At 73.6% G+C, this 25,076-nt stretch carries 22 protein-coding genes and 1 pseudogene; 10 read left to right on the top strand and 13 right to left on the bottom strand.

The window, feature by feature from the left end; all coding sequences use genetic code 11:
• Window positions 1-173: 173 nt before the first annotated feature.
• The 4 genes and pseudogenes from AC069R_RS02670 to AC069R_RS02655 form a co-directional block, all read left to right on the top strand.
• Window positions 174-421, top strand: a pseudogene (locus AC069R_RS02670) (transcriptional regulator); the annotation flags it as partial.
• A gap of 124 nt (window positions 422-545) precedes the next feature.
• Entirely contained in the window at window positions 546-1,589 is a 1,044-nt protein-coding gene (locus AC069R_RS02665) for an effector-associated domain 2-containing protein (protein WP_478763891.1), read from the top strand.
• Window positions 1,590-1,715: 126 nt separating this feature from the next.
• The gene (locus AC069R_RS02660) at window positions 1,716-1,880 is read left to right on the top strand and encodes a hypothetical protein (protein ID WP_397982923.1); all 165 of its coding nucleotides are present in this window, start codon (window positions 1,716-1,718) and stop codon (window positions 1,878-1,880) included.
• 36 nt (window positions 1,881-1,916) lie between these two features.
• Window positions 1,917-3,815 carry an HEXXH motif domain-containing protein gene (locus AC069R_RS02655; RefSeq protein WP_478763888.1) on the top strand — a complete coding sequence of 633 codons (1,899 nt, stop codon included), beginning with the start codon at window positions 1,917-1,919 and terminating at the stop codon, window positions 3,813-3,815.
• Window positions 3,816-3,878: 63 nt separating this feature from the next.
• Here AC069R_RS02655 and fxsT read toward each other — a convergent pair whose 3' ends face one another.
• The 3 genes from fxsT to AC069R_RS02640 all read right to left on the bottom strand — a co-directional run bounded on the left by fxsT (window position 3,879) and on the right by AC069R_RS02640 (window position 10,043).
• Window positions 3,879-7,847 (bottom strand): FxSxx-COOH system tetratricopeptide repeat protein, encoded by a 3,969-nt coding sequence (gene fxsT / locus AC069R_RS02650; RefSeq protein WP_478763887.1) that lies wholly within the window; start codon window positions 7,845-7,847, stop codon window positions 3,879-3,881.
• A gap of 272 nt (window positions 7,848-8,119) precedes the next feature.
• Complete coding sequence (locus AC069R_RS02645) at window positions 8,120-9,565, bottom strand: VMAP-C domain-containing protein (protein WP_478763885.1); 1,446 nt, start codon at window positions 9,563-9,565, stop codon at window positions 8,120-8,122.
• Between the two features lie 169 nt (window positions 9,566-9,734).
• Window positions 9,735-10,043 carry a trypco2 family protein gene (locus AC069R_RS02640; protein WP_478763884.1) on the bottom strand — a complete coding sequence of 103 codons (309 nt, stop codon included), beginning with the start codon at window positions 10,041-10,043 and terminating at the stop codon, window positions 9,735-9,737.
• A 194-nt stretch (window positions 10,044-10,237) separates the two neighbouring features.
• Between AC069R_RS02640 and AC069R_RS02635 the strand changes: the two genes are divergently transcribed.
• Window positions 10,238-10,900, top strand: a complete 663-nt coding sequence (locus tag AC069R_RS02635) for a chaplin (RefSeq protein ID WP_478763882.1) — start codon at window positions 10,238-10,240, stop codon at window positions 10,898-10,900.
• A gap of 123 nt (window positions 10,901-11,023) precedes the next feature.
• Here the strand turns inward: AC069R_RS02635 and AC069R_RS02630 are convergent, their stop codons facing one another.
• The 5 genes from AC069R_RS02630 to AC069R_RS02610 all read right to left on the bottom strand — a co-directional run bounded on the left by AC069R_RS02630 (window position 11,024) and on the right by AC069R_RS02610 (window position 15,959).
• The gene (locus AC069R_RS02630) at window positions 11,024-11,821 is read right to left on the bottom strand and encodes a COG4705 family protein (RefSeq protein ID WP_478763880.1); all 798 of its coding nucleotides are present in this window, start codon (window positions 11,819-11,821) and stop codon (window positions 11,024-11,026) included.
• A gap of 103 nt (window positions 11,822-11,924) precedes the next feature.
• Window positions 11,925-12,452, bottom strand: a complete 528-nt coding sequence (locus AC069R_RS02625; protein ID WP_397987117.1) for an NUDIX hydrolase family protein — start codon at window positions 12,450-12,452, stop codon at window positions 11,925-11,927.
• A 16-nt stretch (window positions 12,453-12,468) separates the two neighbouring features.
• Entirely contained in the window at window positions 12,469-13,644 is a 1,176-nt protein-coding gene (locus tag AC069R_RS02620) for an amidohydrolase family protein (RefSeq protein WP_478763878.1), read from the bottom strand.
• Window positions 13,645-13,646: 2 nt separating this feature from the next.
• Window positions 13,647-15,050, bottom strand: a complete 1,404-nt coding sequence (locus AC069R_RS02615; RefSeq protein ID WP_478763876.1) for a type I glutamate--ammonia ligase — start codon at window positions 15,048-15,050, stop codon at window positions 13,647-13,649.
• 111 nt (window positions 15,051-15,161) lie between these two features.
• Window positions 15,162-15,959: an SAM-dependent methyltransferase gene (locus tag AC069R_RS02610; RefSeq protein WP_478763875.1), complete on the bottom strand. Its 798-nt coding sequence runs from the start codon at window positions 15,957-15,959 to the stop codon at window positions 15,162-15,164.
• 180 nt (window positions 15,960-16,139) lie between these two features.
• Here AC069R_RS02610 and AC069R_RS02605 point away from each other — a divergent pair, with 180 nt between their 5' ends.
• Window positions 16,140-16,994, top strand: coding sequence for a Cof-type HAD-IIB family hydrolase (locus AC069R_RS02605; protein ID WP_478763874.1), 855 nt, complete (start codon window positions 16,140-16,142; stop codon window positions 16,992-16,994).
• Between the two features lie 78 nt (window positions 16,995-17,072).
• On the opposite strand, the gene AC069R_RS02600 is transcribed toward AC069R_RS02605, so the two are convergent.
• From AC069R_RS02600 to AC069R_RS02585, 4 genes are all read right to left on the bottom strand, one after another.
• Window positions 17,073-17,720 (bottom strand): endonuclease, encoded by a 648-nt coding sequence (locus tag AC069R_RS02600; protein WP_478763873.1) that lies wholly within the window; start codon window positions 17,718-17,720, stop codon window positions 17,073-17,075.
• A gap of 27 nt (window positions 17,721-17,747) precedes the next feature.
• Window positions 17,748-18,092: a DUF3140 domain-containing protein gene (locus AC069R_RS02595; RefSeq protein WP_478763871.1), complete on the bottom strand. Its 345-nt coding sequence runs from the start codon at window positions 18,090-18,092 to the stop codon at window positions 17,748-17,750.
• A gap of 62 nt (window positions 18,093-18,154) precedes the next feature.
• Window positions 18,155-18,631 carry a Dps family protein gene (locus AC069R_RS02590; RefSeq protein WP_478763869.1) on the bottom strand — a complete coding sequence of 159 codons (477 nt, stop codon included), beginning with the start codon at window positions 18,629-18,631 and terminating at the stop codon, window positions 18,155-18,157.
• 119 nt (window positions 18,632-18,750) lie between these two features.
• On the bottom strand, window positions 18,751-19,560 hold the full coding sequence (locus AC069R_RS02585) for a lysophospholipase (RefSeq protein ID WP_478763868.1): 810 nt from the start codon (window positions 19,558-19,560) through the stop codon (window positions 18,751-18,753).
• Window positions 19,561-19,701: 141 nt separating this feature from the next.
• Between AC069R_RS02585 and AC069R_RS02580 the strand changes: the two genes are divergently transcribed.
• The 4 genes from AC069R_RS02580 to AC069R_RS02565 all read left to right on the top strand — a co-directional run bounded on the left by AC069R_RS02580 (window position 19,702) and on the right by AC069R_RS02565 (window position 24,314).
• Window positions 19,702-20,889 (top strand): thiolase family protein, encoded by a 1,188-nt coding sequence (locus tag AC069R_RS02580; RefSeq protein ID WP_478763867.1) that lies wholly within the window; start codon window positions 19,702-19,704, stop codon window positions 20,887-20,889.
• Between the two features lie 129 nt (window positions 20,890-21,018).
• A complete protein-coding gene (locus tag AC069R_RS02575) occupies window positions 21,019-22,527 on the top strand; it encodes a long-chain-fatty-acid--CoA ligase (RefSeq protein WP_478763865.1) in 1,509 nt (502 codons plus the stop codon).
• Between the two features lie 55 nt (window positions 22,528-22,582).
• The gene (locus AC069R_RS02570) at window positions 22,583-23,365 is read left to right on the top strand and encodes a sulfite exporter TauE/SafE family protein (protein ID WP_478763863.1); all 783 of its coding nucleotides are present in this window, start codon (window positions 22,583-22,585) and stop codon (window positions 23,363-23,365) included.
• Between the two features lie 148 nt (window positions 23,366-23,513).
• Complete coding sequence (locus AC069R_RS02565; RefSeq protein WP_478764212.1) at window positions 23,514-24,314, top strand: cobalt-precorrin-6A reductase; 801 nt, start codon at window positions 23,514-23,516, stop codon at window positions 24,312-24,314.
• Here the strand turns inward: AC069R_RS02565 and cobF are convergent.
• Window positions 24,271-25,044, bottom strand: coding sequence for a precorrin-6A synthase (deacetylating) (gene cobF / locus AC069R_RS02560; RefSeq protein ID WP_478763861.1), 774 nt, complete (start codon window positions 25,042-25,044; stop codon window positions 24,271-24,273). The genes AC069R_RS02565 and cobF overlap by 44 nt on opposite strands.
• Between the last annotated feature and the right edge of the window lie 32 nt (window positions 25,045-25,076).

Here is a 25,076-nt window from a genome sequence, read left to right as displayed (position 1 = left end):
GCGGGTCACGAACCGCGTGCCGCAGGGGAGGCGGAGCCCGGCTTCCCCCGGCAGCCGGCCGTGGGAGCAGCGTAGAGCCCGCGCGCCCGGTCGAGGGGCCGCGACCGGGCAAGATACGCCGGGATGACTTCCCGGCATCCCCTACGGCGAGTACCGCCGCCGCACCGCCGGCGCTGCGCCCGTTGCGCGGCCGGGACGAGAACCCCTCACCGCAGGTCCTCGCCTCGCGCGCCCGCGTCCTGCGGCTCGACGATATCGAGCGGACGTATCCGCTCGGCCTCGCGGCGGCCCGCCCCAGGGCGCCGCGCCGCAAGCGGCCCGAACATGTCCCCGCGCGGGTGCACGAGCTGCTCGCCCGGCCCCGATTCCCGCCTCCGAGGGGCGCCCCGCCTTCGACCTGCCGGCCCCCGACCCCATGGCCGAAGGCCACCGCCGGCTTCGTCACCGTCCCGCGCGCGCCCCCACCGTCCACCACCCCGTCGTCGGCCGGTTCCCCGGACGCCGGGCCTCGCGTACCCCCGGTGTCCGAGGGGTAGAGGACGGACGTGAGGGGACCGGGGGAAGAGGGGCTGGACGCGGCGCGGGTCGCCGAGGTGCTGGTGGCGGGGACGCCGGGGCGGCGGGGGTCCGGGTACCGGGTCGGGGACGGGCATGTGCTGACGGCCGCCCATGTCGTCGCGGGGACGACAGCCGTACGGGTACGGTTCGACGCCGACCGGCCCGGGGAGTGGAGCGCCCCCGCCCGCGTCGTGCTCTCGGCCGGGGCCGCCGATGTCGCGCTGCTGGAGATCGAGGACGTACCGGCGGACCGCGGCGGTGTCGCCCCGCCGCGCTATGCCGCCGTACCCGGCGCGGACGTGGTGCTGCCCTTCAGCGCGATGGGCTTCCCGCGCTTCAAACTCCGGGAGGGCGGGGGCGTGCCCGGCCGGTACCGGGACTCCTGCCATGTCACCGGCACCGTCTCGGTCCTGTCCAACCTCCGCGAGGGCACCCTGGAACTGGCCGTCGCCGCCCCGCCCGCCGACCCCGAGCCGCACCGGTCCCCCTGGGAGGGCATGTCCGGCGCGCCCGTATGGTGCGGCGGCGCGGTGATCGGCGTGGTGAGCGCCCACCACCGGGCCGACGGGCTCGGCAGGCTCGCGGCAAGGCGGGTGGAGCGGTGGTACGAGTCGCTCACCGCCGCCGAGTCGGACCGCCTCCAGCGGTACGCCGGTCTTCCCCCGCGCCCCGCGCTCGGCCTCGCCGACGGCGTCGAGGGGCGCCGCCCGGCCGTCGGTCTCGCCGGACTCCCCGCCGATCTGCCGCTGCGCGAACTCGCGGAACTGGTCGACGCGTTGACCGCCGTACCGGCGCTGCGCGGCGGCAACGGCATGGGCCTCGTGCTGGACAGCATCAGCGACCGGGTGGCGGCCAACAGCCCCCGCGACCCCCGGCTGCGCATGGATGTCTACGGCATCGTGCGCACCTGTCTGCGCTATCCGGGCACCCTCGATCAACTCCTCGAAGCGGTACGACTGCTGGAGGGCCCCTCGCCCGAAGTGGACCGGGTGGACGGCGCGGCGGCCCGGCTCGCCCGGTTTCGCGGCTGACTCGATCTCGCGGCGCCGAAAGGCCGCAGGGTTGCGGGCGGTGCGGTGCTGGGTCATGCTGGTCAAGGCACTGATAGTGCACAACTGGTAGGTACGGGAGGGGACTTGGCAGCCGTGGAGCATCCGATGCCTGCCGTCGAGTCCGGTCTCGTCGATCTCTCGGGCATCTCCCTCGAAGCACTGCGCTCCATGGACGGCGGGACGTTCACCGAGTCCCTGGAGCAGCTGCTGCACCACATCGACGGGCCGCAGGCCATCACGCTGTCGTACAGCCCGTCCCGCTTCGACTGACCGACGAGGTGATCAGCAGGGTGCTGTGGGGGACACGTGGCCGCTGACGCCACGCCGACGGGGGGACAACTGCCGTACCACCGGCTCTCGGCAACCGGTCTGCGGGCGCTCGCGGCCGGCGAGGGCGACGGCACCGTCATCGCGGAACTGCTGCGCGCGGAACGCAGCCGCCGGCTCCTGCTGCTGCGCGCGCTGCGCAACGCGGCCCGCCCCGGCGACACCGGCCCGGACGGCACCCGCCCCGGAGACACCGGTCCGGACGGCACCTGTCCGGACGACACCGGCCAGGACGGCACGGACGCCTTCGCGCAGGGCTGGGACCTGCTGGAACGCGCCCAGCGACACGCCCCCGAGGTGTGCGAGGACCTGCTGATGTCCCCGAACACCGGCATGTGGGTCTCGCTCGCCGTGCGCCGGATCAGGGGCCGGGTCTACGAGGACGCGCCGCACTGGGTGGTCATGGGCCATCTCGCCGCCCTCGCGGCCGCCGCCGCGGTGCGGGCCGGGCTGGACTTCGACATCACCGTGCCCGTGCGCCGCGGCCTGGTCCCGCTGCCCACGCTGGGCTGCGCGGTCCTCGCCGCCCCCGGACCGTGGGGCACCGCACAGGTCACGGGGCGCGCCGGCCGGGTACGCGTCACCGGTACGGAAGGCGCCGTGGAGGTACCCGCCGACCCGGACCGGCGCACACGGGACTGGATACCGGTGCGCCGGATGACGCTGGGAGCCGGGGGACGGACGAAGCACCTGGTGCTGGAGGAACTGGACCCGTACCGCACCTTCCCGCACCCCAGCGAGCCCAGCCTGCTGCCCCCGGCGGAGGCGGCGTACTGGGAGTCCTCGCTCGCCGCGGCCTGGGAAGTGCTGCTGCGCGACGATCCGGGGAGCGCCGACGCCATGCGGCAGGGCCTGCTGTCGGTGGCGCCGACCCCCCGGAGAGAAAGGTTTCGGCCGCATAGCAGCACGGCCGGGGACGCCTTCGGCGGCGTCACCGCGTCCCGCCCGGACGACGTCCCCCAGCTCGCCGCGACCCTCGTACACGAGTTCCAGCACACCAAGCTCGGCGGGCTGATGCACCTGGAGCCGCTGACCGAGGCACCGGCGGACCCCGAGCCGCCCGAAGCCCTGCTCTACGCCCCCTGGCGCGACGACCCGCGCCCGCTCGGCGGACTGCTCCAGGGCATCTACGCCTTCTTCGGCGTGACCCGCTTCTGGCGCGCCCACCGGCACACCGCCGACCCGGCCTACGCCCCCCTCGCGCACTTCGAGTTCGCGCTGTGGCGCACCCAGGTGTGGGCCGCGCTGAACGCGGTGGGCGGACACGAACGGCTCACCCCGCTCGGCCGGTACGTGGTCGAGCGCCTCACTGAGCGCTGCGCCGCCTGGATGGCCGACGAGGTTCCCGAAGCGCCGCTGCGCCTGGCCGGGGAGGCCGCCGCCGACCACCGCGCCCGCTGGCGCGCCCACCACCTGCGCCCGCCGGCGGGGGCCGTCGAGGAAGCGGTCCGCGCCTGGCAGCGGGGCGCCCCGGAACCGCCGCCGGCGCTGGCCGCCCAGCCCCTGCTGGTTCCCGACCCGGAGGTCCGCTTCCTGGACAGCACGGCGGTCCTGGCCCGGCATCACCTCGGCGACCCCGGCGGAGCCTGGCGGCGCCCCGGCGGGATCGACGGCGCCGACCCGGCCGAGTTGCTGCTGCTCCACGGTGAACACACCGCGGCCCGTGCCGCGTTCACCGGCCGGCTGTCGGCCAAGGGGGCACCGGCGTCCGCCTGGCCCGGCCTCGGCCGCGCCCTCGCGGCCGACCCCGGTCACCGGGCCGCCGCCGCTCTCCTGTGCCACCACCCCGAGCGCGCCCGCGCCGTACAGGACGCGCTGAAGGCCAGGACCGGCCGCCGCGCGGACCCGGTACGCCTGGCGGCCTGGCTGGGGGCGTGACCCGGTACGGCCCGGCGGACGGCAATGCGGGGACCGCGCCGGCCGGCGGGCCCCCGCCCCATGTCACAACGGCAGGGGGTCGATGTCGCAGTTGGCCCGCCCGCGCTCCCTGAACTGCACCGTCGCCGGGTGCCGCGTCCCCGAGTCCGACTGGAGACGCGGGGCGTCCAGGACCCGTTCCATGCGGGCCAGGGTGTCCTCGCGCAGCGCCCTGCACTCGGCGTCGGCACCGGTCGCGAGCAGGTCCAGGGACAGGTTGGCCGCACAGGCCAGCGTGGTCGGGTGGTCCTCGCCGAAGGACTCCCGGCACAGCGCCAGCGTGTCCTCGCCGCGCCGCCGCGCCTCCTCGTGCCGGCCCACGGCGGCCAGGTCGCTGGCCAGGTTGATGGCGCAGACGAGGGCCAGCGGGTGCCCCGCGCCGAGCCGGTCGGTGAGCGAGGCGAGCGCCGCCTCGTCCAGCCGCCGCGCCTCCTCGGGCCGGCCCAGCAGCCGCAGGGTGACGGCGAGGTCGATGTCCGCGGACAGGACGTGCGGGTGGTGCGGGTCGTAGATCTGCCGGTACCCCTCGCAGGCCTTCACGCCCCGCGTCCGGGCCGCCTGGAGGTCGCCGTTCTGCCGCAGCGCGATCGACAGGGCCAGCGCGGAGGCCAGCGACTGCGGGTGCGTCTCGCCGTAGCGGCGGGTGAACTGGGCGTGCGCCTCGGTGGCCAGCTCCAGCGACCGCGCGTGGTCGCCCGCCTTGCGGTACGCCTCGCTGAGCTGGCGCTTGGCCTCGACCGTGGTCGGGTTGCCGCGGCCGAACACGTCCTCGCAGGCGCTGAGCACGGACTCCTGGAGGGCGCGCGCCCCGATGTAGTCGCCCGTCTCGCGGGTGTCGATGGCGACGTGGTTCTCGGAGTGCAGGGTCCGCCGGTCCTCACGGCCGTACAGCCGCATCTTCAGGCTCAGGGTGCGCCGGTCGAGTTCCATGGCCCCCTGGAAGTCACCGACCAGACGCAGGCTCACGCAGAGGTTGTGCGCGATGTTCAGGGTGGTCGGGTCGTCCTCGCCGAAGGCCCGGTGCGCCCGGTCGTACGCGATCCGGTCCAGCTCGGCGCCGGTGGCGAACCTGCCCTCCACGCGCCGTACCGCCGCCTCCAGCTGGAGCGCGTCGAGCGCGTCCTCCCGGTTGTCCTCGCCGTCCGCCGGCGCGGTGCGCTCGTACACCTCCCGAAGGTGGCTCACCAGCCGGGCCGAGTCGTCGAACCGGCCCACCACCCAGTACATGAAGCAGAGCCACTGCCCCATCAGCAGGGTCTGCTGGTCCTCCTCGCCGAAGATCTCCAGCCAGGACGTCCACGCCTGCTCGGAGAAGTCGAGCGACACCTCGTGGTCGCCCCACCAGTACAGGTACTCGGCGATGTTGCGCACCAGCTGCCGGACCCAGGGCTGGTCGGACTTGATCGCGCCGGCGGCGATGACATGGCTGTACAGCTCCGCGTACCGGGGCCAACTCGACGCTTCCATCGGCGCCTTGGGGTCGGCGGCGGCCAGCAGCGTGTGCGCGCCGTGCCGCATCCGGACCTGTTCCTCGGGCGACATGCGGTTGTTGAGGACCAGCTGCACCAGGCGGTGCATCTCGATGGAGTTCGTCCGGTGGTCGATCCGCGCCAGCGAGTACCGGTTGACCTCCCTTATGGCGCGGGCCAGCCGCATCGGATCGTTCAGCGCGGCGTCCAGCTCCGGGAAGATGCTGCTGTTGCCGAGGCCGGAGAAGATCGAGCGGGAGATCGGGTCGGGCGCGAAGTAGGAGCACAGCTGGAGCAGGCGCAGGGCCGCGGGGCTGCGGGTCTCCAGGTGGTCCAGGGACACGTTCCAGGCGGCGGCGACGGGGAGCTGGTAGTCCGGCGGCGGGGCCACCTCCAGCAGCTCCATGCGCTTGTTCTCGAACAGCCGCAGGTACTCCGACGCCGGCATCCCGGTCTCGGCCCGCCAGGCCGCGGCCTGTTCCAGGGCCAGCGGCAGATCGCCGAGCGCCTCGGCCAGCGCGTCGGCCTCCTCGTCCCGCAGCGGCGGCCCCGAACGGCGCAGCAGCTCCTTGCTCTCCTCACGGGTGAACACGTCCACTTCGAGGGCGCCGCCCACCTGCCCCCAGCGCCGGTTGCGGGAGGTGACGAGGATGGTGCCGTGGCCGCCCTGCGGGAAGTAGTGGCGCACCTGTTCGGGGTTGTCGGCGTTGTCGAAGATGAGCAGCCAGCGCGAGTACGGCCGGCCCTCGCGCAGCGCCTCCCGCACGGCCGGGCCCGCGATGTTGGCCTCGGTGGTGGTCACCAGGCCCAGCCGCTGGGCCAGTTCCACCAGGGCCTGGCCGATCTGTCCGGGCCGCTCGGAGGGGATCCACCACACGATGTCGTACTCGGACTGGTGCCGGTAGGCGTACTCGATCGCGAGCTGGGTCTTGCCGACGCCGCCCATCCCGTGGATCGCCTCCGGCAGCACCGTGGTGGTGCCCTCCCGCAGCCGCTGGTCGAGCAGTTCCAGCAACTCGTCGCGCCCGGTGAAGTTGGGGTTGCGCGGCGGCAGGTTCCCCCAGACGCGCGGCTGTGCGGTGCGCTCTCCCTCCACGGCTTCCTGAGGCGGTGTCGGCATCGATGAGGCTCCTTCGGAAACGGTCCGGGATTCCGGTCCGGCGGCGGATGCGTCCGCACCGGAGGCCGGGGCGGTCGGCGCGGATCCCGTGGATGTGCGGCGCGTCTTTTCCAGGGTGAACTTCTCCAGGCTGACCGCGTAGCGCCGATCGTGCCAGCTCAGCACCTTGGCCAGCATCGCGGCACGCTGGTCGTAACGCCCCGACAGGGCGCGCAGCGCGGTCAGCTCCACCCGGAAGAAGGTGATGTTGCGGCTGTTGACGCTGGGCATCGCCAGCGTGTCCAGCGGTTCGTCGGGAGCGGGCAGCGGGGAACGGGTCGACTCGTCCCCGGCCAATAACCCCCGGACGTCGTACAGCACCCGCGCGGTCGCGCTGCGGCGGCCCAGCGCCAGCAGTTCCTCGCGGACGTCGGGCGCGAAGTCGAACACCACGTCCGTCGGGCCGTCGCCGTGCGCCGGTACGGGCCGTACCAGACCGCTCATCAGCAGCTCGGAGACGTGCACCGGGCCCGCCTGCGGGGTGGCGGCGACCAGCGCCCGGATGACGGGCAGGCTCAGCGGCGCGGCGGCCAGCCGGGTGGCCAGCGTGAACGCCGTGGGGCTGGCCGCGGCCCGGAAGTCGGAGACCCGTTCGGCGGCCGGCACCGGGCTGTGCGGGTCGGGCACGTCCTGCGCCCACGGCAGGGCACGCGCCGCGTCGGGCCTGCTTTTCCACTCCCGCGCCTGCACGGCGGCGAGATCCAGCCACTCGGACTCGGCACCGGACACCAGCCGGAGCAGCACGGCCGCCCACCGCCCGGACAGCGCCAGCACGGGTACGACGACGGGGACGGCCGCCGCCTCCCCGTCCGGCCCGCCGTCCGTCCGCGCACCGGCCGGAGCCTCGCACTCGGCCCAGCTCCAGGTGCTGTTGGCGGCCCACGGGCGCGGGGCGCGCACGCGCACCCGGTACACGTCGAGCCCGGTGCGGAACCACAGGTGCGGGGGGAGCAGCTGCACCACGGCGACCGGCTGCGCGCGCCCCCACGCCCGCAGCAGCGGATGCACGGTGCCCAGGCGCCAGCCGGTGGCGATGCCGTCGGTCAGCACCAGCACCACCCGGCGCACGCCCGCGTCCGGCGCGCCCAGCGGCTCCTCGGTGCGCGCCTGCGCGGGGTCCGTCTCGTCGGTCCCCAGCAGCCGTACCAGCCGCACCCGCACGAACCGCCCGGACCGCTCCAGCTCCCCGGCCAGGTCGCCCTCGACGGCCTCGTCCCACACCCGCATCGTGGGATGCGCGTCGACGACGAGCACGGCCTCCACCGGGCGGGTCCCGTCCTCGCGGCCGAGCCGGCTCAGCACACCGGCGGCCTCCCGGCGGGCTCGCGCGGCCCTGGCCCCTCGCTGTTCGTCGTCATCGTGCATGGGTGCTCTCAAGGCGCCGTAGTGACGGTGAGAGTGCGGTGGAGTCCCGCAGACTCCAGGCATGCGTGACATCCACGCACCAAGCCTCGCAGCGTGGGCACCCCCGAAGCAAGGACGCACGGAAGCACGCGGACGGGGTACGCCGCAGCACGCCGGAGGCAGGGCGGCGGACCCGGAACGGACGCGGGCCGGTGGAATCACGCTGGTGCATGTCGGGCACCCCACTCACAACGCGCGGACGGTCGGTGGACACGGGGACCCGGCCGGCCGCCTCACGGCTTCACCGGCACGTGCGCCGGCCCCGGCGGCTCGGGCTTGCGCTCCGGATCGTCGAGCAGGATCGCCAGATGGCGCCCCACATGGTTGTCCCACCCCTCCGGCCCCATGGCCAGTGCCTCCTTGCGCCAACGTCCGGTCCGCTCCAGCAGCCCGGCCAGCCCCCGGTCCTGCACGATCTCGGCCACCGCCTCCTTGAAGGCGGGATCCGAGCAGTCGCCGCGGTGCCAGATCATGGCCGGAACACCCGCCCTCAGCCCCGCCAGGTACTCCTGGCGGCTGGTGGCGGAGTCCGTGCCGGGCGGCTCGCTGAGCACCAGGCAGACGGCCTGCTCGTCCTCCTTGAGCTCCCGCTCCAGATGGAAGTGCGAGTGGCCGGGGCGGTTCCAGTACGAGTGCGTCTCCGCCGGACGCTCCTTGAACTGGCGCCACTTGTTGTGCCAGGTCCGGTGCCAGGCCGCCTTGCGCAGCCGTTCGAAACTGCGGATGAGGACCGTGTAGTCCATCACCAGGGGAGTGGGCGAGTCGGAGGCCGCCTCTTTGTGCCACCACTCGACAGGTTCCCCCAGCAGTTCCCACGGAAGGATGAATTCGAGTACGACGGGTTGCCGCAGGTCCGACCAGCGTTCCTCGGTCTGCTCGATGAGCGAGTCCACCTCGGCCGGCAGGTCGTCGCGGTGCAGATGCAGCGTCTCGCCCGGCACCGGGTGCCAGCTCTCCGCGTCCGACTGGCGCCAGTGCGAAAGGTAGTACCGGTCGGGATCGACCCCGTCCGGCTCGAACTGGATCATCAGATAAGCGGGCATGAGGGAGGCCGGCTGATCGGTGATGCTGTCGCGCTGCCACTCGGCCATCTGGTCCTCGAAGCCCCAGACGCGGGCCTGCCGGCGGTTCCAGCGGCGCAGCCGCTCGGCGGCCTCCCGCAGCCCGTCCTCGGCCAGTTGGTCCGCGGCCAGCGACAGGAACGCCATGCTGACGGGCAGCTCACGCGCCGCCGAGTTGCCGCCGGCCAGGCGTAAGAACACCGCCCAGCCCGTGTCGCACCAGGGCGGCAGCTCCTGGGTGCGGGAGCGGCTCGCGCGGCGCGCCATCGCCGCGAGCGTGGCCGCGGAGCGCAGTTCCGTCAGGTCCGCGCGGAGCGGGTGCAGATCGGTGCCGTCGAAGAAGTCGACCGCCTCCCACTCGTCCACCAGGCGGCGCAGCGCCAGCACGGTGACGGACTGCTCCTCCACATAGCCGAGGCAGCGCACCAGGCAGGGCAGCCCGTCGGGGACCCGCGCGCACGCCTCCACGAGCTGGAGCAGATACGGGCGCAGCGTCCTGTTCTGCAACGGCTCGACGGGTGTGCCCAGTTCCTGGCTCAGCATGGTCACCAGCAGGTCGGCACTGGCCGGGTGCCGCAGGGTGGCCGATGCCTGGAGCACGTCGACGACGCCGGCCACCAATTCGTTGCGAACCCGCGCGGGGTTCCGCCCTTCCACCCCCGTGACCTCCGATCGTCACCTGCCGCCGGTTGTCTCCCACCGGCGGTGCCGACCAGCGTACGGCCACCCGTCCCGCCCCGTCAGGGTGTCGGACCGCGCGGGGGCCGCCCCGCCTCGGCGCTTCGCGTCAGCGCTCTCCCTCTTCTTCCTCCCCCGAGATCAGCACCTTCACGTGTGTGCCGTCCGGGGCGACGAGTTTCGGGTGCAGCGTGAGGCGGATCCGCTGGGTGCGCGAGGACTCCAATTGCCCTTCGGTACCGGCCTCCACCACCCAGAACCGCACCTTGCCGCCCGCCCCGCCCCTGCGGCTCACCACGACGTCCGCCTCGATCTCGACGGTCCCGAGCTCCAACCGCACGGCCCCGGCCGGTCCTTCGGTCAGGGCGGTGTTCAGCTCCTGGCCCAACTCCCTGATCATTTCCGCCAGTTCGATCACATGGCGATCCTATCGGCGCCCTGGTGATATCAACAGCCGAACACCCCGGAGGGTGGCGATGGTGGCATATACCGGCCGAATGATTGACAAGCCATAACTCACCTGTATTTCCCGGCGTTTACCTCCGCGCGGGCGAGTGCCCGCGATCAAGTCTGGAAGGCAGGGAACCTATGAAACGGGTTACCCGAAACGGTGTGATCGCCCTCGCGGCCGCCTCGGGCGCGATCGCTGTGGCGGGGCCGGTGTACGCCGACTCCGCGGCGGACGGCGCCGCGGTCGGCTCACCGGGGCTGATCTCCGGCAACGGGATCCAGCTGCCGGTGCACGTCCCGGTGAACGTGTGCGGGGACACGGTGAACGTGGTAGGGCTCCTCAACCCCGCGATGGGCAACAGCTGCGCCAACACGGGCGGCGGCAGCACCACCAAGGGCGGCGCCGCCAACGGGGGCGGGGCCACGGCCGCCTCGGCGGAGAAGGGGTCGCCGGGCGCCGTGTCCGGCAACGGCATCCAGTTGCCGGTCGACCTGCCGGTGAACATCAGCGGCGACAGCGTCAACGTGGTGGGGCTCCTCAACCCCGTCTTCGGCAACCACGCCGAGAACACGTCGAGCACCCATGCCTCGCGGCCGGTGACGCCCCCGCGGGTCACCCCGCCGGCGCACACCGCGCCCCCGGCCCACCCGCACGTACCGCCCGCGCACCCGGCCCCGGAGCCGTCCGCGGCGGTGCACCAGCCGGCCGGCACCCTCGCCCACACCGGTGCCGACGGCACGCTCACGGCCGCCTTCGCGGGCGCCGCCTCGCTGGTCGGCGGCGCGGCCCTGTACCGGCGCTTCCGTCCGGGCGCGATGAGCTGACCCGGATCGGATGAGATGACCGGAGGGCCCCGCGGAACGTGTCCGCGGGGCCCTCCTCATGAGTGGCCTCCTCGCAGTGGCCCTGCCGCCGATGGCCTTCCCGGCGGCGTCAGGCGGTGGCTGTCAGACGGCGGCCCGGCTGTCCCGGCGCGACACCGCCAGGAACGCCACGAACGCGACGATCGCCACGGTCCACGACAGCGTGACCGGGCCCAGTCCCCAGCCGAGGCCCCCGCGCCCGGTCGGATCGGCCATCCAGTCCGCGAGGGAGGCGCCGAGCGGGCGCGTGATGACGTACGCCGCCCAGAAGGCGGTCACCGCGCCGAGGACGTCGCCGCGGTGGGCGAGGGCCGGGACCGCGATGGCCACCGCGAACAGGACGACCGAGCCCAGGTAGCCGAGGCCGATGCTCGCGCTGAGGTCGCCCGCCGCGGTGCCCAGGGCGAAGGTGGCGAGCACGGCCGCCCAGTAGAACACCTCGCGGCGGCGGGTGCGCACGGTGTGGATCGACAGGGTGCGCTCACTGGCGTACCAGAGCGCGAACACGGCCGCGAGGGCGACGAGAAAGAGCGGGGTGGACAGGGTGTAGGGCACACCGAGGCCCACATGGAGCACGTCCGCGGCCATGGTGCCGAACACGCTGACCATGACGATGGCCGTCCAGTAGATCCACGCCACGTACCGGCGGACGGCGAACTGGAGCGCGAGCGCTGCGGCGAACGCGAGGCCGCCGAGGCCGACCGCGGGGATCGGGCCCAGCACCTTGGCCAGCAGGTCGGAGGCGGTCTCGCCCATGCCGGTGGTGAGGACCTTGACGATCCAGAAGTAGACGGTGACCTCCGGCACCTTGCTCGCGCTCTCCCGCAGGCGCGCGTGAATGCGGCCGTCGGGCCGGTGATCGAGGACGTGCTCTGTGCTCATGCCCCGCACCCTCGCATGCGCGACAGACCCGTCCCCAGCCTCCTTTGCGATTGTTTTTGCGGCTTCTCGTGCGGTTGTTGTCCGCGTCTTACCGAATCCGGGCTCAGTACACGAGGCCCACATGGGCCAGCGCCTGCTTCAGCAGCGCGCCGTGGCCGCCCGGCATCTCGCTCTGGAGCACCTCCGACGCCGCCTCCTGGGGGCTGAACCACACCAGGTCCAGGGCGTCCTGGCGGGGCCGGCAGTCGCCGGTGACCGGGACGACGTAGGCGAGGGACACCGCGTGCTGGCGCGGGTCGTGGTACGGGGTGATGCCCGCCGTCGGGAAGTACTCGGCCACGGTGAAGGGCTGGAGCGAGGCCGGGATCCGGGGCAGCGCCACCGGGCCGAGGTCCTTCTCCAGATGGCGCAGCAGCGCGTCGCGGACCCGCTCGTGGTGCAGCACCCGCCCGGAGACCAGGGTCCGGCTGACCGTGCCGTCCGGGCCGATGCGCAACAGCAGTCCGATGCTGGTGACTTCGCCGCTGTCGTCGACCCGCACGGGCACGGCCTCGACGTACAGGATCGGCATCCGGGCCCTGGCCATCTCCAGCTCGTCCGTGGTCAGCCAGCCGGGCGTGGTCTCGGTCATGTCAGACATTGCTTGATCATACTTTCCGGGTGGGGCGGCCGCGGGGATCGCGGGCCGGTTCGGATACGGGCGGCCCATAGAGCCGGCGGGCGTTGTCGCGGCCCGTCCAGGAGGCGATCCGCAGGGCGTCGGACAGGGACAGCTCATCGGCCTCCACGCGCTCGTGCAGCAGCTCGGCGAGGCCCCGGCGGAAGCACAGGGCGCCCAGGTGGTGGAACTCCGCCACACCGTAGGCGTCGGAGCTGTACAGCAGTTTGCGGAACGGGGTGATCTCCAGGGCCTCCGCCAGCACCGCCCGCGCCCGCGTGGGACCGGTGTGGTGCAGCGCGAGCCCCACGTCCAGGTACACCCGCTCGAACACCGCGGCCAGATAGGCGGCCTGGCGGTGATAGGGCCAGCAGTGCAGCAGCAGCACGGGGATGGTGCCGGCGACGCGGTGCAGCCAGTCGGTGAGCAGCGCGGGATCCGCTCGGTGCAGCCGTACGTCCGCGTCCCCGAAACCGGTGTGCAACTGGAGCGGCAGCCTCAAGTCGACGGCCAGCCACAGCAGTTGCCGTACCAGGACCGGGTCCGCCAGTCGGCCGCCGGCGGCGAGCCAGCGCTGTGCGGCCACGGTCACCTCGGCGTCCGGGGGCCGCCGCGGGTCGAGGGCGAACCCGGTGCGGTAGGCGGCCACCGACTTCACCGCCACCACCCCCGGCCGCCGCACCGTCTCCTCGGCGGCCGCGCGCAGGACGCCCGCGTACTCGTCCGCCTCCACACCGCGCGCGGCCACCTCCTCGGCGATCCGCTCCAGGCGTACGACCTCGCAGGCGGCGGCACCGGACGCCGCGGCCAACTCGGCGGGGGAGGTGAGCGGTTGGGGGGAGTATCCGGCGTCCACGCAGAACACCCCGGCACCGGCCGCCGTCAGGAACCGCCGGTTCACCTCCCGCCACCCCAGCTCCGCGCGCCGGGCCACGTACGCGTCCGGTGGCGCGTGCCGGGGCAGGTCCAGCAGGGGCGCGCAGTGCCGTCGTACGGCGATGCCCACCGGGCTGTCGAAGGGCGAGACGCCGGGCCACGCCTCGCCCTCGGTGAGCAGCGACTCGAACCCCTCGAAGGACAGGTCGGCCACCGTCGCGCCATGGCAGTGGTGGTCCACCAACTCCAGTGCGTCCAGCGCCTCGTGGAGGGGACCGGCGGACGCCATGGTCAGTACGCCCAGCGGTAGGCCGCCGCCACCCGCTCGTCGTCCAGCCCCTCGACGGCGGCCGCCTCCCCGAGCCGTACGGCGCTCACCGCGTCCGCGAGGACCGGGCCGAGCGCGGCCCGCAGCACCTCGTCCGCGCGGAACTCCGCCACCGCCTCCGGCAGCGTGGCCGGCAGCCGTCGTACGCCGAGCTTCGCCGCCTCGTTTGCGCCGAAGCGTGCCGGGTCGCCGGTGATCTCCTCGGGCAGTCGGCGCCCGGCCGCGAGCCCGTCGAGTCCCGCGGCGATCAGGCAGCCGAGCACCAGGTACGGGTTGGCGGCCAGGTCGACGGGTTTCACCTCCAGGTTGGCCTCCTGCCGCTGCCGGCCCGTGCTGCCGGTGACCAGCCGCAGCGCCGCCTCACGGGTCTCGCGGCCCCACGCGGTGAAGACGCCCGCCCACTGGGAGGGCCGCAGCCGCAGATAGCTGGCCGGACTGGGCGCGTTGATCGCGGTCAGCGCGGGCAGCCGGGCCAGGATCCCGGCCGCGAAGGACTCCGCGCCGGGCGTCAGGCCGTACCGGCCGGCGCCGCCCGCGTGCAGGTTGACGCCGTCGCGCCAGCAGGACAGGTGCACATGGCCGCCGTTGCCGACGCTCCCGGCGAGGACCGCGGGGGAGAACGACACCCGCAGCCCGTGCCGCTGGGCCACCGCCCGGATCGTCTGGCGCACCAGCACGCTGCGGTCGGCCGCCGCCACCGGGTCCAGGGCACCCGCCGACAGCTCGAACTGCCCGGCCGCGTACTCGGGATGGACCTGGTCGACGTCCACGTCCTGGGCGTCCAGCGCGGCCAGCAGATCGGCGAGGTAGTCGCCCAGCTCCACCTGGCGGATCGCGCCGTACGCCGGTCCGGACACCGCCGGTACGAACTCCCCGGCGGGCGCCGAGCCGAGCCCGAGCGCCCACTCGATCTCGAACGCCGCCTTGAAGGCCAGCCCGTGCCGCTCGGCCGCCTCGGTGACCATGCGGCGCAGGAAGGTGCGGGCGCAGCCGGGGTGCCGCTCGCCCTCCTGCGTGATCCGGTCCACCGGCGCCCACGCCCAGCCGGGCTGCCCGGCCAGCGCCACCAGCTGGTCCAGATCGGGATAGAGCCTCAAGTCCCCGTCGGGGGAGCCGAGGACGTCCGTGCTGACGATCGAGTCGTCGGCCAGGAAGGTGTCGAACACCGGGGACATCCCGACACCCCACGAGACGGCGGCCTCCAGCCGGGCCGTGGGGACGGTCTTCACACGGGTGACGCCCGCGGTGTCCACATACGCCAGCACGATGCCGCGCACGTCCTGCGCGGCCAGCGTGGCGGTCAGAGCGGCGACCCGGCGCAGATCGGCCGGACGGCCGCCGGGCACGGGGTCGGCGAGAGTGGTCATACGTGTCCTTTGCGGGCGGGGCCCGGTGGGGCGGGTGGTTCAGGTGGGGGGTGGGGCGAGTGGTTCAGGTGGGGGCCGGTGGTTCAGGTGGGGGTGCTGCCTTCGGCGGGGTCAGCGCTTCACCGCGACCGCGCCGAGCTGCGGCACCGGGGCGGCGCCCGGCCCGGCGCGCCACTGGGAGCAGGGCACCAGGCCCGGCTCCACCACCTCCAGGCCGTCGACGCCGTCGAGGAAGGCGGCGATCTCGGCGCGGCTGCGGGCGGTGATCGGCGGGGTGGCGTGGGCGTTCCAGAACTCCATCGCGGCGGCGTTGCCGGCGCCGCCCACCTCGGGGTCGGTGGTGGGGTGGGTCAGCACCAGATGGCTGCCGGCGGGCAGCGCGCCCATCAGCCGCCGCACGATGCCGAGGGCCTCCCCGGTGTCCAGCACGAAGTTGAGGATGCCCAGCATCATCAGGGCGACCGGCCGCTCCAGGTCGAGCGTGTCGGCGGCGCGCCGCAGGATGGCGTCCGGGTCGTGCACATCGGCGTCCACGTAGTCCGTGACGCCCTCGGGGGAACTGGTCAGCAGCGCGCGGGCGTGCACCAGCACGATCGGGTCGTTGTCCACGTACACGACCCGTGACTCGGGGGCGATGCGCTGGGCGATCTCGTGGGTGTTCTCCACGGTCGGCAGGCCGGTGCCCACGTCCAGGAACTGCCGGATACCCTGCCCGGCCGCGAGGTGGCGCACCGCGCGCGCGAGGAATTCCCGGTCCGCGCGGGCCACCTCCCGGATCACCGGGAACATCCCGGCGACCCGCTCGCCGACCCGCTGGTCGACCTCGTAGTTGTCGCGGCCGCCGATCCAGTAGTTCCACACCCGCGCGTTGTGCGCCACGGACGTGTCCAGCCGCGCTCCGGTGGTCACAGCGTCACCGTCGGTCACGTCGTCTGCCCCTCTCCCGTGCGGGTGCCCGCCGACATTGTGCCGCCGGCCGATCGCGCTGTCCCGCGAACCGCGCGCGGTCGGCGGTTCGGGGCGGTTCGGGGACGTTCCGCCCCATGAGGGACACTGGGCGGGTACCCTGACCCCGGCCGGAAGCAGGACATGTCCGCCATACCCACGCCCCTCCTCGACGTACCCGGCCTCCCGGACGGCCCCGCGGACATCCGGCTGATCGTCACCGACATGGACGGCACCCTGCTGGACGACGACAAGCGGATCCCGCCGGGACTGTGGCCGATGCTCGCCGAACTGCGCGGGCGCGGCGTGCTGTTCAGCCCCGCGAGCGGCCGCCAGTACGCCACGCTGGCCCGGCAGTTCGCGGACGTCGCCGAGGGCATGGTCTTCATCGCCGAGAACGGCACCTACGTGGTCCGCGACGGCGCCGAACTCGGCTCCGTCCCGCTGGAACGCTCGGCCGCGACGGGGGTCGCGGAGGCGGTACGACGGCTCGACGCGGCCGGCGGCGACGCGGGCGCCGTGGTCTGCGGCAAGCGCGCGGCCTACGTGGAGCGGAGCGACGAGGCGTTCCTCGCCGAGGTGCGCCGCTACTACGTCGAGCACCGCGTCGTCGACGACGTCACCGCAGTGGACGACGACTTCATCAAGGTCGCCGTCTACGACTTCCACTCCGCCGAACGGTCCGCCGCCCCCGCGCTCGCCCCCTTCGCCGCCACCCACCAGGTCGTGGTATCCGGCGAACACTGGGTCGACGTCATGGCCCCCACCGCCAACAAGGGCACCGCGCTGCGCGCCCTCCAGCGGACCCTGGGCATCACCCCCGCCCAGACCATGGTCTTCGGCGACTACCTCAACGACCTGGAGATGCTGGACGCGGCCGACTGGTCCTTCGCCATGGCCAACGCCCACCCGGCCGTGGTGGCGCGCGCCCGCCATCTGGCCCCGTCCAACAACGAGAACGGAGTGCTGCGGACGATCAGCCGGGTGCTCGGTCTGTAAGTCCCGGACGGGCGGGGTCGGTTCGCCCGGCTTGCGGCCCACCGCGCCGTAGCGGGACCGGACAGCCGTGTGGCACGGTCACGCGGCGCGCTGGAGGCAGTCCTCGGCCACGTCCTTGTCGAGCGCCGCCCGCACCAACGCGGCGGCCAGCACGGCCGGTTCGGTGTCGCCGGCCAGCTTCGTCAGCTTCTCCGGGTCCTTCTGCAGCCCGAGCCGCTCCGCGCCGTCCAGCGCCTTGCCGCCCAGATAGGGGCCGACCTCCGGCCACACGCGCTGCGCCTCGCGCAGGAAGATGTCGGCGCCGGCCGGCCCGATCCCCGGCTCCTCCTGGAGCAGCCGCTTCAACGCACCCGTGTCGCCGTGCGCCTCCTCGCGCAACCGGCGCAGATCACCGCCCCAGCGCTCGGTCAACAGCTCGGCGCCGTCGCCGAGTTGGCTAGCAGTCCGCTCGTCGTAGCGCCGGTAGCCGCCCCGGCCCAGCGCGTCGACCCGCCGCTGCCAGTCCGCGTCGGCCATCCGGCGCGGACTGTCCAGCCGGTCCTCGTGCAGGGCGCGGGCGGCGGCCACCGCCACCGAGGCCCGGATCCGGGCGCTGAGCAGCAACGACAGCACCAGCAGCCGGTACAGCGGCTGCGGCGTGTCCGCCAGCTTGATGCCCGCCTCCTCGGCGTACGTCCGCCCGTGCGCGGACACCAGCTCCCGTACGACGCGTTCGTCCCGGTTCATGGCCGCCACTCCTCGCCGCGGTCGCCGTCAGGGCTTGAGCGGATCGTGGCCCAGCGTCATCAGCCGGTGCCGCCGCCGGGTGTCCTCCGGCGCCACCTCCGGCTCCGGCTCGTTCTCCATGTCCACCAGGTCACCGACGGTGTCCACGACCTTGTACATCACACGGACGTCGTCGTCGGTGAGATCGGTGCGGCGCTTCTGGAGGATGGCGAGAACATGCCGCCCGGTGGCGGTGCCCGCCTCGTCGGGCAGCGGCTCCGTGCTCTCCTCGGCGTCGCGGACCCTGAGCCAGGCCGCCAGCTCCGCCGAGGTCATGTTCACCACGCGGTGGAAGTCCTCCCACAGCGCCTCGGTCTCCAGGGCGTCGGCCATGGGGCTCCCCTTTCCCTCGGAGTTTTCCTCGGAGTTTCCCTCGGATCCCTCTGCTACGGGTGTCAGTGCGGCTGGTTCTCCGCCGCGAACATCCACCGCTCCTTCTCCAGATCGGCGGTGATCGCGATCAGCAGGTCCTGCGTCACCGGGTCGGGCTCGTCCGTGGCCGCGATCCGCTCGCGCAGCCGTCCGATGGCCGCCTCCAGGGCGGAGACCATCAGCTCGACCACGTCGGTGTCCTTCAGCCAGCCGTCCTTGGCGCCGGGCAGCGCGAAGGTCGCGGCGATCGTCTCGGGCCGGCCGTCCGGCGACACGCCCAGCGCGGCGGCACGCTCGGCGACCGTGTCGGAGTGGGCACGGGCCGTCGCCACCACCTCGTCCAGCTGGAGGTGGATCGAACGGAACCGGGGGCCGACGATGTTCCAGTGCGCCTGCTTGCCGATCAGCGACAGGCCCAGCAGGTCCACCAGGGTGTCCTGGAGCGCGGTCGCCGTGACCTTGAGCGCCTTCTCGGGCAGCGTGCTCTTCACCACGGTCATGGTGCGTGCGTCCCCTTCCATGGAGCTTGATCTCGTCCGAAAGGGCGGGTGCCCCGCGTCGGGGGACGCAAACAGCCCTGCTCAGCGGGGCGGCGCCGGGTCGTGACGAGCGTCCGGCCTCAGCGCTCCAGCACCCGGTCCAGGAAGCGCGTCACCTCCGCGAACGCCTCGTCCTTCACCGTCTCGTGGAACACCTCGTGCCGCGCGCCGGGGAAGATCCGCTCGGTGAGCGCGCCGCCGGCGAGCCGTTCGACGCCGGGCCGGCTGCCGGACAGCGGCACCAGCCGGTCGTCGTCGCCGTGCAGCCACAGCACCGGCAGCCCGCCCGCGTCACCGCCCCCGGCCACGGCGTCCAGGGCCCGGACGAAGGCCCGGAGGGTGGGCCGCTTCATCGGCCCGTGCCAGACCAGCGGATCGGCGGCGTACGCGGCGCCCACCGCCGGATCGCGGGACAGCGCGCCCGGACTGATCGGGGTGTCCGGGATCTCCGGCAGCGCCAGCAGCCGCCCCGGCAGCTCCCAGTCGCCGATCACCGGACCGGAAAGGATCAGCGCGGCCGGCTCGGTGCGGTGCAGCTGCGCGTAGCGGGCCGCGATCAGCCCGCCCATCGAATGGCCCACCAGGGCCAGCGGCAGCCCCGGATGCGCCGCGCGGGCGAGCCGCGCCACGCGGTGCACATCGGCGACCACGTCCTCGAAGTCCTCGATCAGCACCCGCTCCCCGGCCGACCGGCCGTGCCCCATATGGTCGGGTGCGTACACGGCGGCGCCGTGCCCGGTGAGGACGGCGGCGAGTCCGTCGTACCGGCCCGCGTGCTCGCCGTAACCGTGCACCAGCAGGGCGAGGAAGCGGGGGGCGGGATGCGGCCAGGCGCGGACGGCGAGTTCACCGCGGGTGCCGTCGACGACGTGCGCGCGAACGTGGGGCATCTCTCCTCCAACTGCCTCGGTACGGTCGGGGAGGATCTTCCCAGCGGGCCGTCCCCAGGTCTATAGTCAAAAACTAGCAGTGCTAATTAAGCGCTGTTCCGGTCCGCTGATCCACACCGTCGTAGGTCAGGAGTCGAAGCCGTGCGTCCCGTCCACTTCGCGGCAGCCCGCCGTACCCCCATCGGCAAGCTGCGCGGCGCCCTCTCGTCCGTCCGGCCCGACGACCTCGCGGCGGCCGTGATCCGCCGGCTGGTCGCCGACGTGCCCACGCTCGACCCCGCCCGGATCGACGACGTCTACTGGGGCGCCGCCAACCAGGCCGGCGAGGACAACCGCAACGTCGCCCGGATGGCCGTCCTGCTCGCGGGCCTGCCCGAGTCCGTGCCCGGCGCCACCGTCAACCGGCTGTGCGCCTCCGGCCTCGAAGCCGTCACCGCGGCCGCCCGCACCATCGCCGCGGGCGAGGCCGACATCGTGATCGCCGGCGGCTCCGAGTCCATGAGCCGCGCCCCCTTCGTGCTGCCCCGCCCCGACGAGGCCCTGCCGCACCGCATGGAGACCGCCGACACCCGGCTCGGCTGGCGCCTGACCAACCCCGCCATGAAGGACCTGCACGGGGTGCTCGCGATGGGCGAGACCGCCGAGGAGGTCGCCACCCGGCACGGCATCTCCCGTGAGCGGCAGGACGCCTTCGCCCTGCGCAGCCACCAACTCGCCGCCGCCGGCCGCAAGAACGGCCTCTTCGCCGACGAGATCCTGCCGGTCGAACGCCCCGACGGCATCGTGGTCGAGCAGGACGAGTGCATCCGCGAGGACACCTCCCTGGAGAAGCTGGCCCGCCTCAAGCCGGTCTACCGCGCGGGCGGCACGGTCACCGCGGGCAACACCTCGCCGATGAACGACGGCGCCGCCGGCCTGCTCCTGGTCAGCGAGGAAGCACTCGGCGAACTGGGCCTGGAATCCCTCGGCCGGTATGTCGCCGGTGCCTCCGCGGGCGTCCACCCCGACGTCATGGGCATCGGGCCGGTGCCCGCCACCCGCAAGGTGCTCGCGCGGGCCGGCTGGCTCGTCGGCGACCTCCAGGAGGCCGAGCTGAACGAGGCGTTCGCCGCCCAGGTCCTCGCCTGCGTCGACCAGCTCGGCATCGACCCCGAGCTGATCAACCCCACCGGCGGCGCCCTCGCCCTCGGCCACCCCCTCGGCTCCTCGGGCGCCCGCATCCTGACCACCCTGCTGCACCGCATGCGCCGCACCGGCGCCGAACGCGGGCTCGCCACCATGTGCGTGGGCGTGGGCCAGGGCAGCGCGGTGCTGGTCGAGAGGGACTGACGCCCTTCCGACGGCCCTGACAACCATCCGACGCGGAAGTCCCTCTTGCCTCGGGGGATTCCCGCCGAGGGACGATCGTACGAGCGGCCCGGCGCGCCGGGCCGCAGCAAGGAAACGGAGCCGCACTCCATGGCAACTCTGTCCGTCGCCGCCATCCTGGCCGAGAACGCCAGGCGCCGCCCGGCCCACACCGCACTCGTGGAAGGGGAGCGGCGGCTGAGCTTCGGCGCGGCATGGCAGGCGGCGCTGGCCCGTGCGGGCGCGCTCACCGACCTCGGCATACGCTCCGGCGACCGGGTCGCCCTCATGGCCCCGAACACCACGGAGTTCCCGCTCGCCTACTACGCCATCGCCGCGGCCGGCGGTGTCGTCGTCCCCGTCCATCTGCTGCTCTCGCCGGGCGAGATCGAGCACGTGCTCAAGGACAGCGGCGCGGCGCTGCTCCTCGTCCACCCGGCGCAGGAAGCGGCCGGCCGGGCCGCCGCCGACGCCCTCGGCGTCCGGGCGGTCACCCTGGGCGCGGAGTTCGACGCCCTCGCCGCCGCGGCCGAGCCGCTGCCGGCGTACGTCACACGGGCCGCCGACGACCCGGCCGTGATCCTCTACACCAGCGGCACCACCGGCATCCCCAAGGGCGCCGTGCTCAGCCACTTCAACCTGGTGATGAACGCGACCGTCAGCGCCTTCGACGCCAACGACGTCCGCCCCGACGACATCGCGCTGGGCGCGCTGCCCCTCTTCCACGCCTTCGGGCAGACCGTCTCGCTCAACGCCACCTGGCGGGCGGGCGCCACGCTCGTACTGCTGCCCCGCTTCGACGCGGCCCGCGCGATCGCGCTGATGGCGAAGGAGAACGTCAACACCTTCCACGGCGTGCCCACCATGTTCGTCGCGCTCGCGGCGGCCGCCGCGGACGCCGAGGCGCTGCCCGAGCTGCGGGTGTGCATCTCCGGCGGCGCCTCGCTGCCCGTCGCCGTCCTGGAACGGTTCGAGGCCGCGTTCGGCGCGCGGATCTACGAGGGGTACGGCCTGTCGGAGACCTCGCCGACCGCCACCGTCAACCAACCGGTCTTCGGCACCAGGGCCGGCACCATCGGCCACCCGCTGTGGGGCGTCGACGCGGAGATCGCGCGCGCCGAGGTGGAGGGCCGGATCGAACTGCTGCCGCCCGGCGAGCTGGGCGAGGTCGTCATCCGCGGCCACAACGTCTTCTCCGGCTACCTCGGCCGCCCGGAGGCCACCGCCGAGGTCCTGATCGACGGCTGGTTCCGCACCGGCGACCTCGGCACCAAGGACGAGCAGGGCTTCCTCACCATCGTCGACCGCAAGAAGGACGTCATCATCCGCGGCGGCTACAACGTCTATCCGCGCGAGGTCGAGGAGGTCCTGGTACGGCACCCCGGCATCGCCCAGGTCGCCGTCATCGGCCTGCCCGACGAGCTGCACGGCGAGGAGATCTGCGCGATCGCCGTCCCGGCACCCGGCGGCGCCCCCGACCCGGCCGCCGTCATCGAGTGGTCCAAGGAGCACCTGGGCCGCCACAAGTACCCGCGGCGCCTGGAGTTCACCGAGGAGCTGCCGCTCGGCCCGAGCATGAAGGTGCTCAAGCGGGAACTGCGGACGCGGTACGCGGGCTGACGGCCCCGGCGCCTTTGTGCGGGGCCGGTGCTCGTGCATAGCATGCGGCCTCCGCATGAACATGTTGACGCACTGGCACCTATCCGGCTGGGAGTTCGCCGCCCTCGCCCTCGCCGCCCTCCTGGTGGGCTTCTCCAAGACCGCGGTGAGCGGCGCCAACACCATCAGCCTCGCCGTGTTCGCGGCGATCCTGCCCGCCCGCGCCTCCACCGGCATCCTGCTGCCCCTCCTGATCGCCGGTGATGTGCTGGCCGTCCTCACCTACCGGCGGCACGCCCACTGGCCCACCCTGTGGCAGCTGTTCCCGGCCGTCGCGGTCGGCGTGGTGATCGGCACGCTGTTCCTGATGTGGGCCGGCGACGGGGTCGTACGGACCTCGATCGGCGCGATCCTGCTGCTGATGACCGGCGTCACCCTGTGGCGCCGGCGCCGCGAGAGCACGGGCGCGGACGACGACGCGCCGGACGCGGTGACGACCCCCGCGGGCCGCCTGAAGGCCCGCTCCTACGGCGTGCTCGGCGGGTTCACCACGATGGTCGCCAACGCGGGCGGGCCCGTGATGTCCATGTGCCTCCTCTCCGCCGGCTTCCGGAAACTGGGCTTCCTCGGCACCTCGGCCTTCTTCTTCCTCATCGTCAACGTCTCCAAGGTCCCCTTCAGCGCCGCCCTCGGCCTGATCGACACCCGCTCCCTGCTCCTCGACTCCGCTCTCGTCCTGTTCGTCGTCCCCGGCGCGCTGCTCGGCCGCTGGGCCGTACACCGGATCAACCAGCGCCTCTTCGAACGGCTGGTGATCGCGGCGACGGTGGTCGGCGGCGTCCAACTCCTCGTCGGCTAGCGCCGCTTGCACCTCCCGCTTCCTCCGGGTACGCCCCGCCCGGTGGCGGGCCCCCGCCGCCTCGTACGCTCGCCTCATGCCCCCGCAGCCCGCCCGGCCCCCGCGGTCCTCGCCGTCGTCGCAGCCTGAGCCGTCCCCGCGCCCGCCGGTGCCCCGGCACGTCCTCGTCCTCGGTGGTACCGCCGAGGCCCGCCGTCTCGCCGCCGCGCTGGTCGCGCACCCCGCGCACCCCGCGCACTCCGCCGGGTTCCGGGTGACCACCTCCCTGGCCGGGCGCACGGCTCGGCCGGAAGCGGTGCCGGGGGAGGTGCGGACCGGGGGCTTCGGAGGAGCCGAGGGACTGGCTCAGTGGCTGCGGGCGCACCAGGTGGACGCGTTGGTCGACGCCACCCATCCGTTCGCCGCCTCGATCACCGCGCACGCGGCCCGCGCGGCGGCGGCCACCGGGGTCCCGGCGGTGGTGCTGCGCCGCCCCGGCTGGCGGCCCGTACCGGGCGACCGCTGGTACGACGTCCCGTCCCTGGAGGCGGCCGCCGAGGCGCTGCCCGGACCGGGCGGCCGGGTGTTCCTCACCACCGGGCGCCTGGGCCTGGCCGCCTTCGCCCACCTGACCGACCGGCACTTCCTGGTGCGCTCGGTGGAACACCCGGACCCGCCGCTGCCGCCGCACACCGAAGTCCTGCTCGCCCGCGGCCCGTTCACCGTCGACGGCGAGCGGGAACTGCTGCGCGCGCACCGCATCGACATGCTGGTCACCAAGGACAGCGGGGGCGAGGCCACGGCGGCGAAACTCACGGCCGCCAGGGAACTCGGGCTGCCCGTGGTGGTCGTACGCCGCCCGGCGCTGCCCGCGGGGGTGACCGCCGTACCCGATGTGACGGCCGTGCTGCGCTGGCTGGACCCGGTTACCGCCGGTCAGGGTTGCGGCGCAGCAGATACGTGTCCATGATCCAGCCCTTGCGCTCCCGCGCCTGGGCCCGCACCCGCTCGATCTCCGGGCCTGCCTCGGCGAGCGGGCCGGAGACGAGGATCTCGTCCGGGGTGCCTATGTAGGCGCCCCAGTAGATGTCGATGTCCTCGTCCGCGTACCGCCGGAAGGCCTGGTGGGCGTCGAGCATCACGACCACGTCGTCCACCCCCTCCGGGAAGCCCTCGGCGAGCCGCCGCCCGGTGGTGATCTGCACCGGCCGGGCGACCCGGTTCAGACCGGTGCGATGGCGGGCGACCAGCGCGGAGACACTGCTGACACCGGGCACCACGTCGTACGCGAACGCGACCGCGCCCCGCGCCAGCACCTCCTCCAAAATCCCGAGCGTGCTGTCGTACAGCGCGGGATCGCCCCACACCAGGAACGCGCCGGTCTCCTCGGGGCCCAACTCCTCGGCGATCAGCCGCTCGTAGATACCGGCGCGGGCGCTGCGCCAGTCCCCGACGGCCGGTGAGTACGCCGACCCGCCCGCCGTGCGGTCCCGCTCCGGATCGCGGGCCTCGACCAACCGGTACGACCCCTCGGGCAGATGCGCGTCGAGTATGTCCCGGCGCAACCGGGTGAGATCGCTTTTCTCCTCGCCCTTGTCGAGCAGGAAGAACACATCCGTGCCGCGCAGCGCCCTTACCGCCTGGAGGGTCAGCTGCTCGGGGTCGCCCGCGCCGATACCGATGACATGAATCTCTCGCACGCCACCGAGTCTGCCGTACGCCACTGACAACG

Source organism: Streptomyces sp. NPDC043952 (genome assembly GCF_056435325.1).
This window is presented reverse-complemented; position numbering and strand designations above follow the sequence as displayed.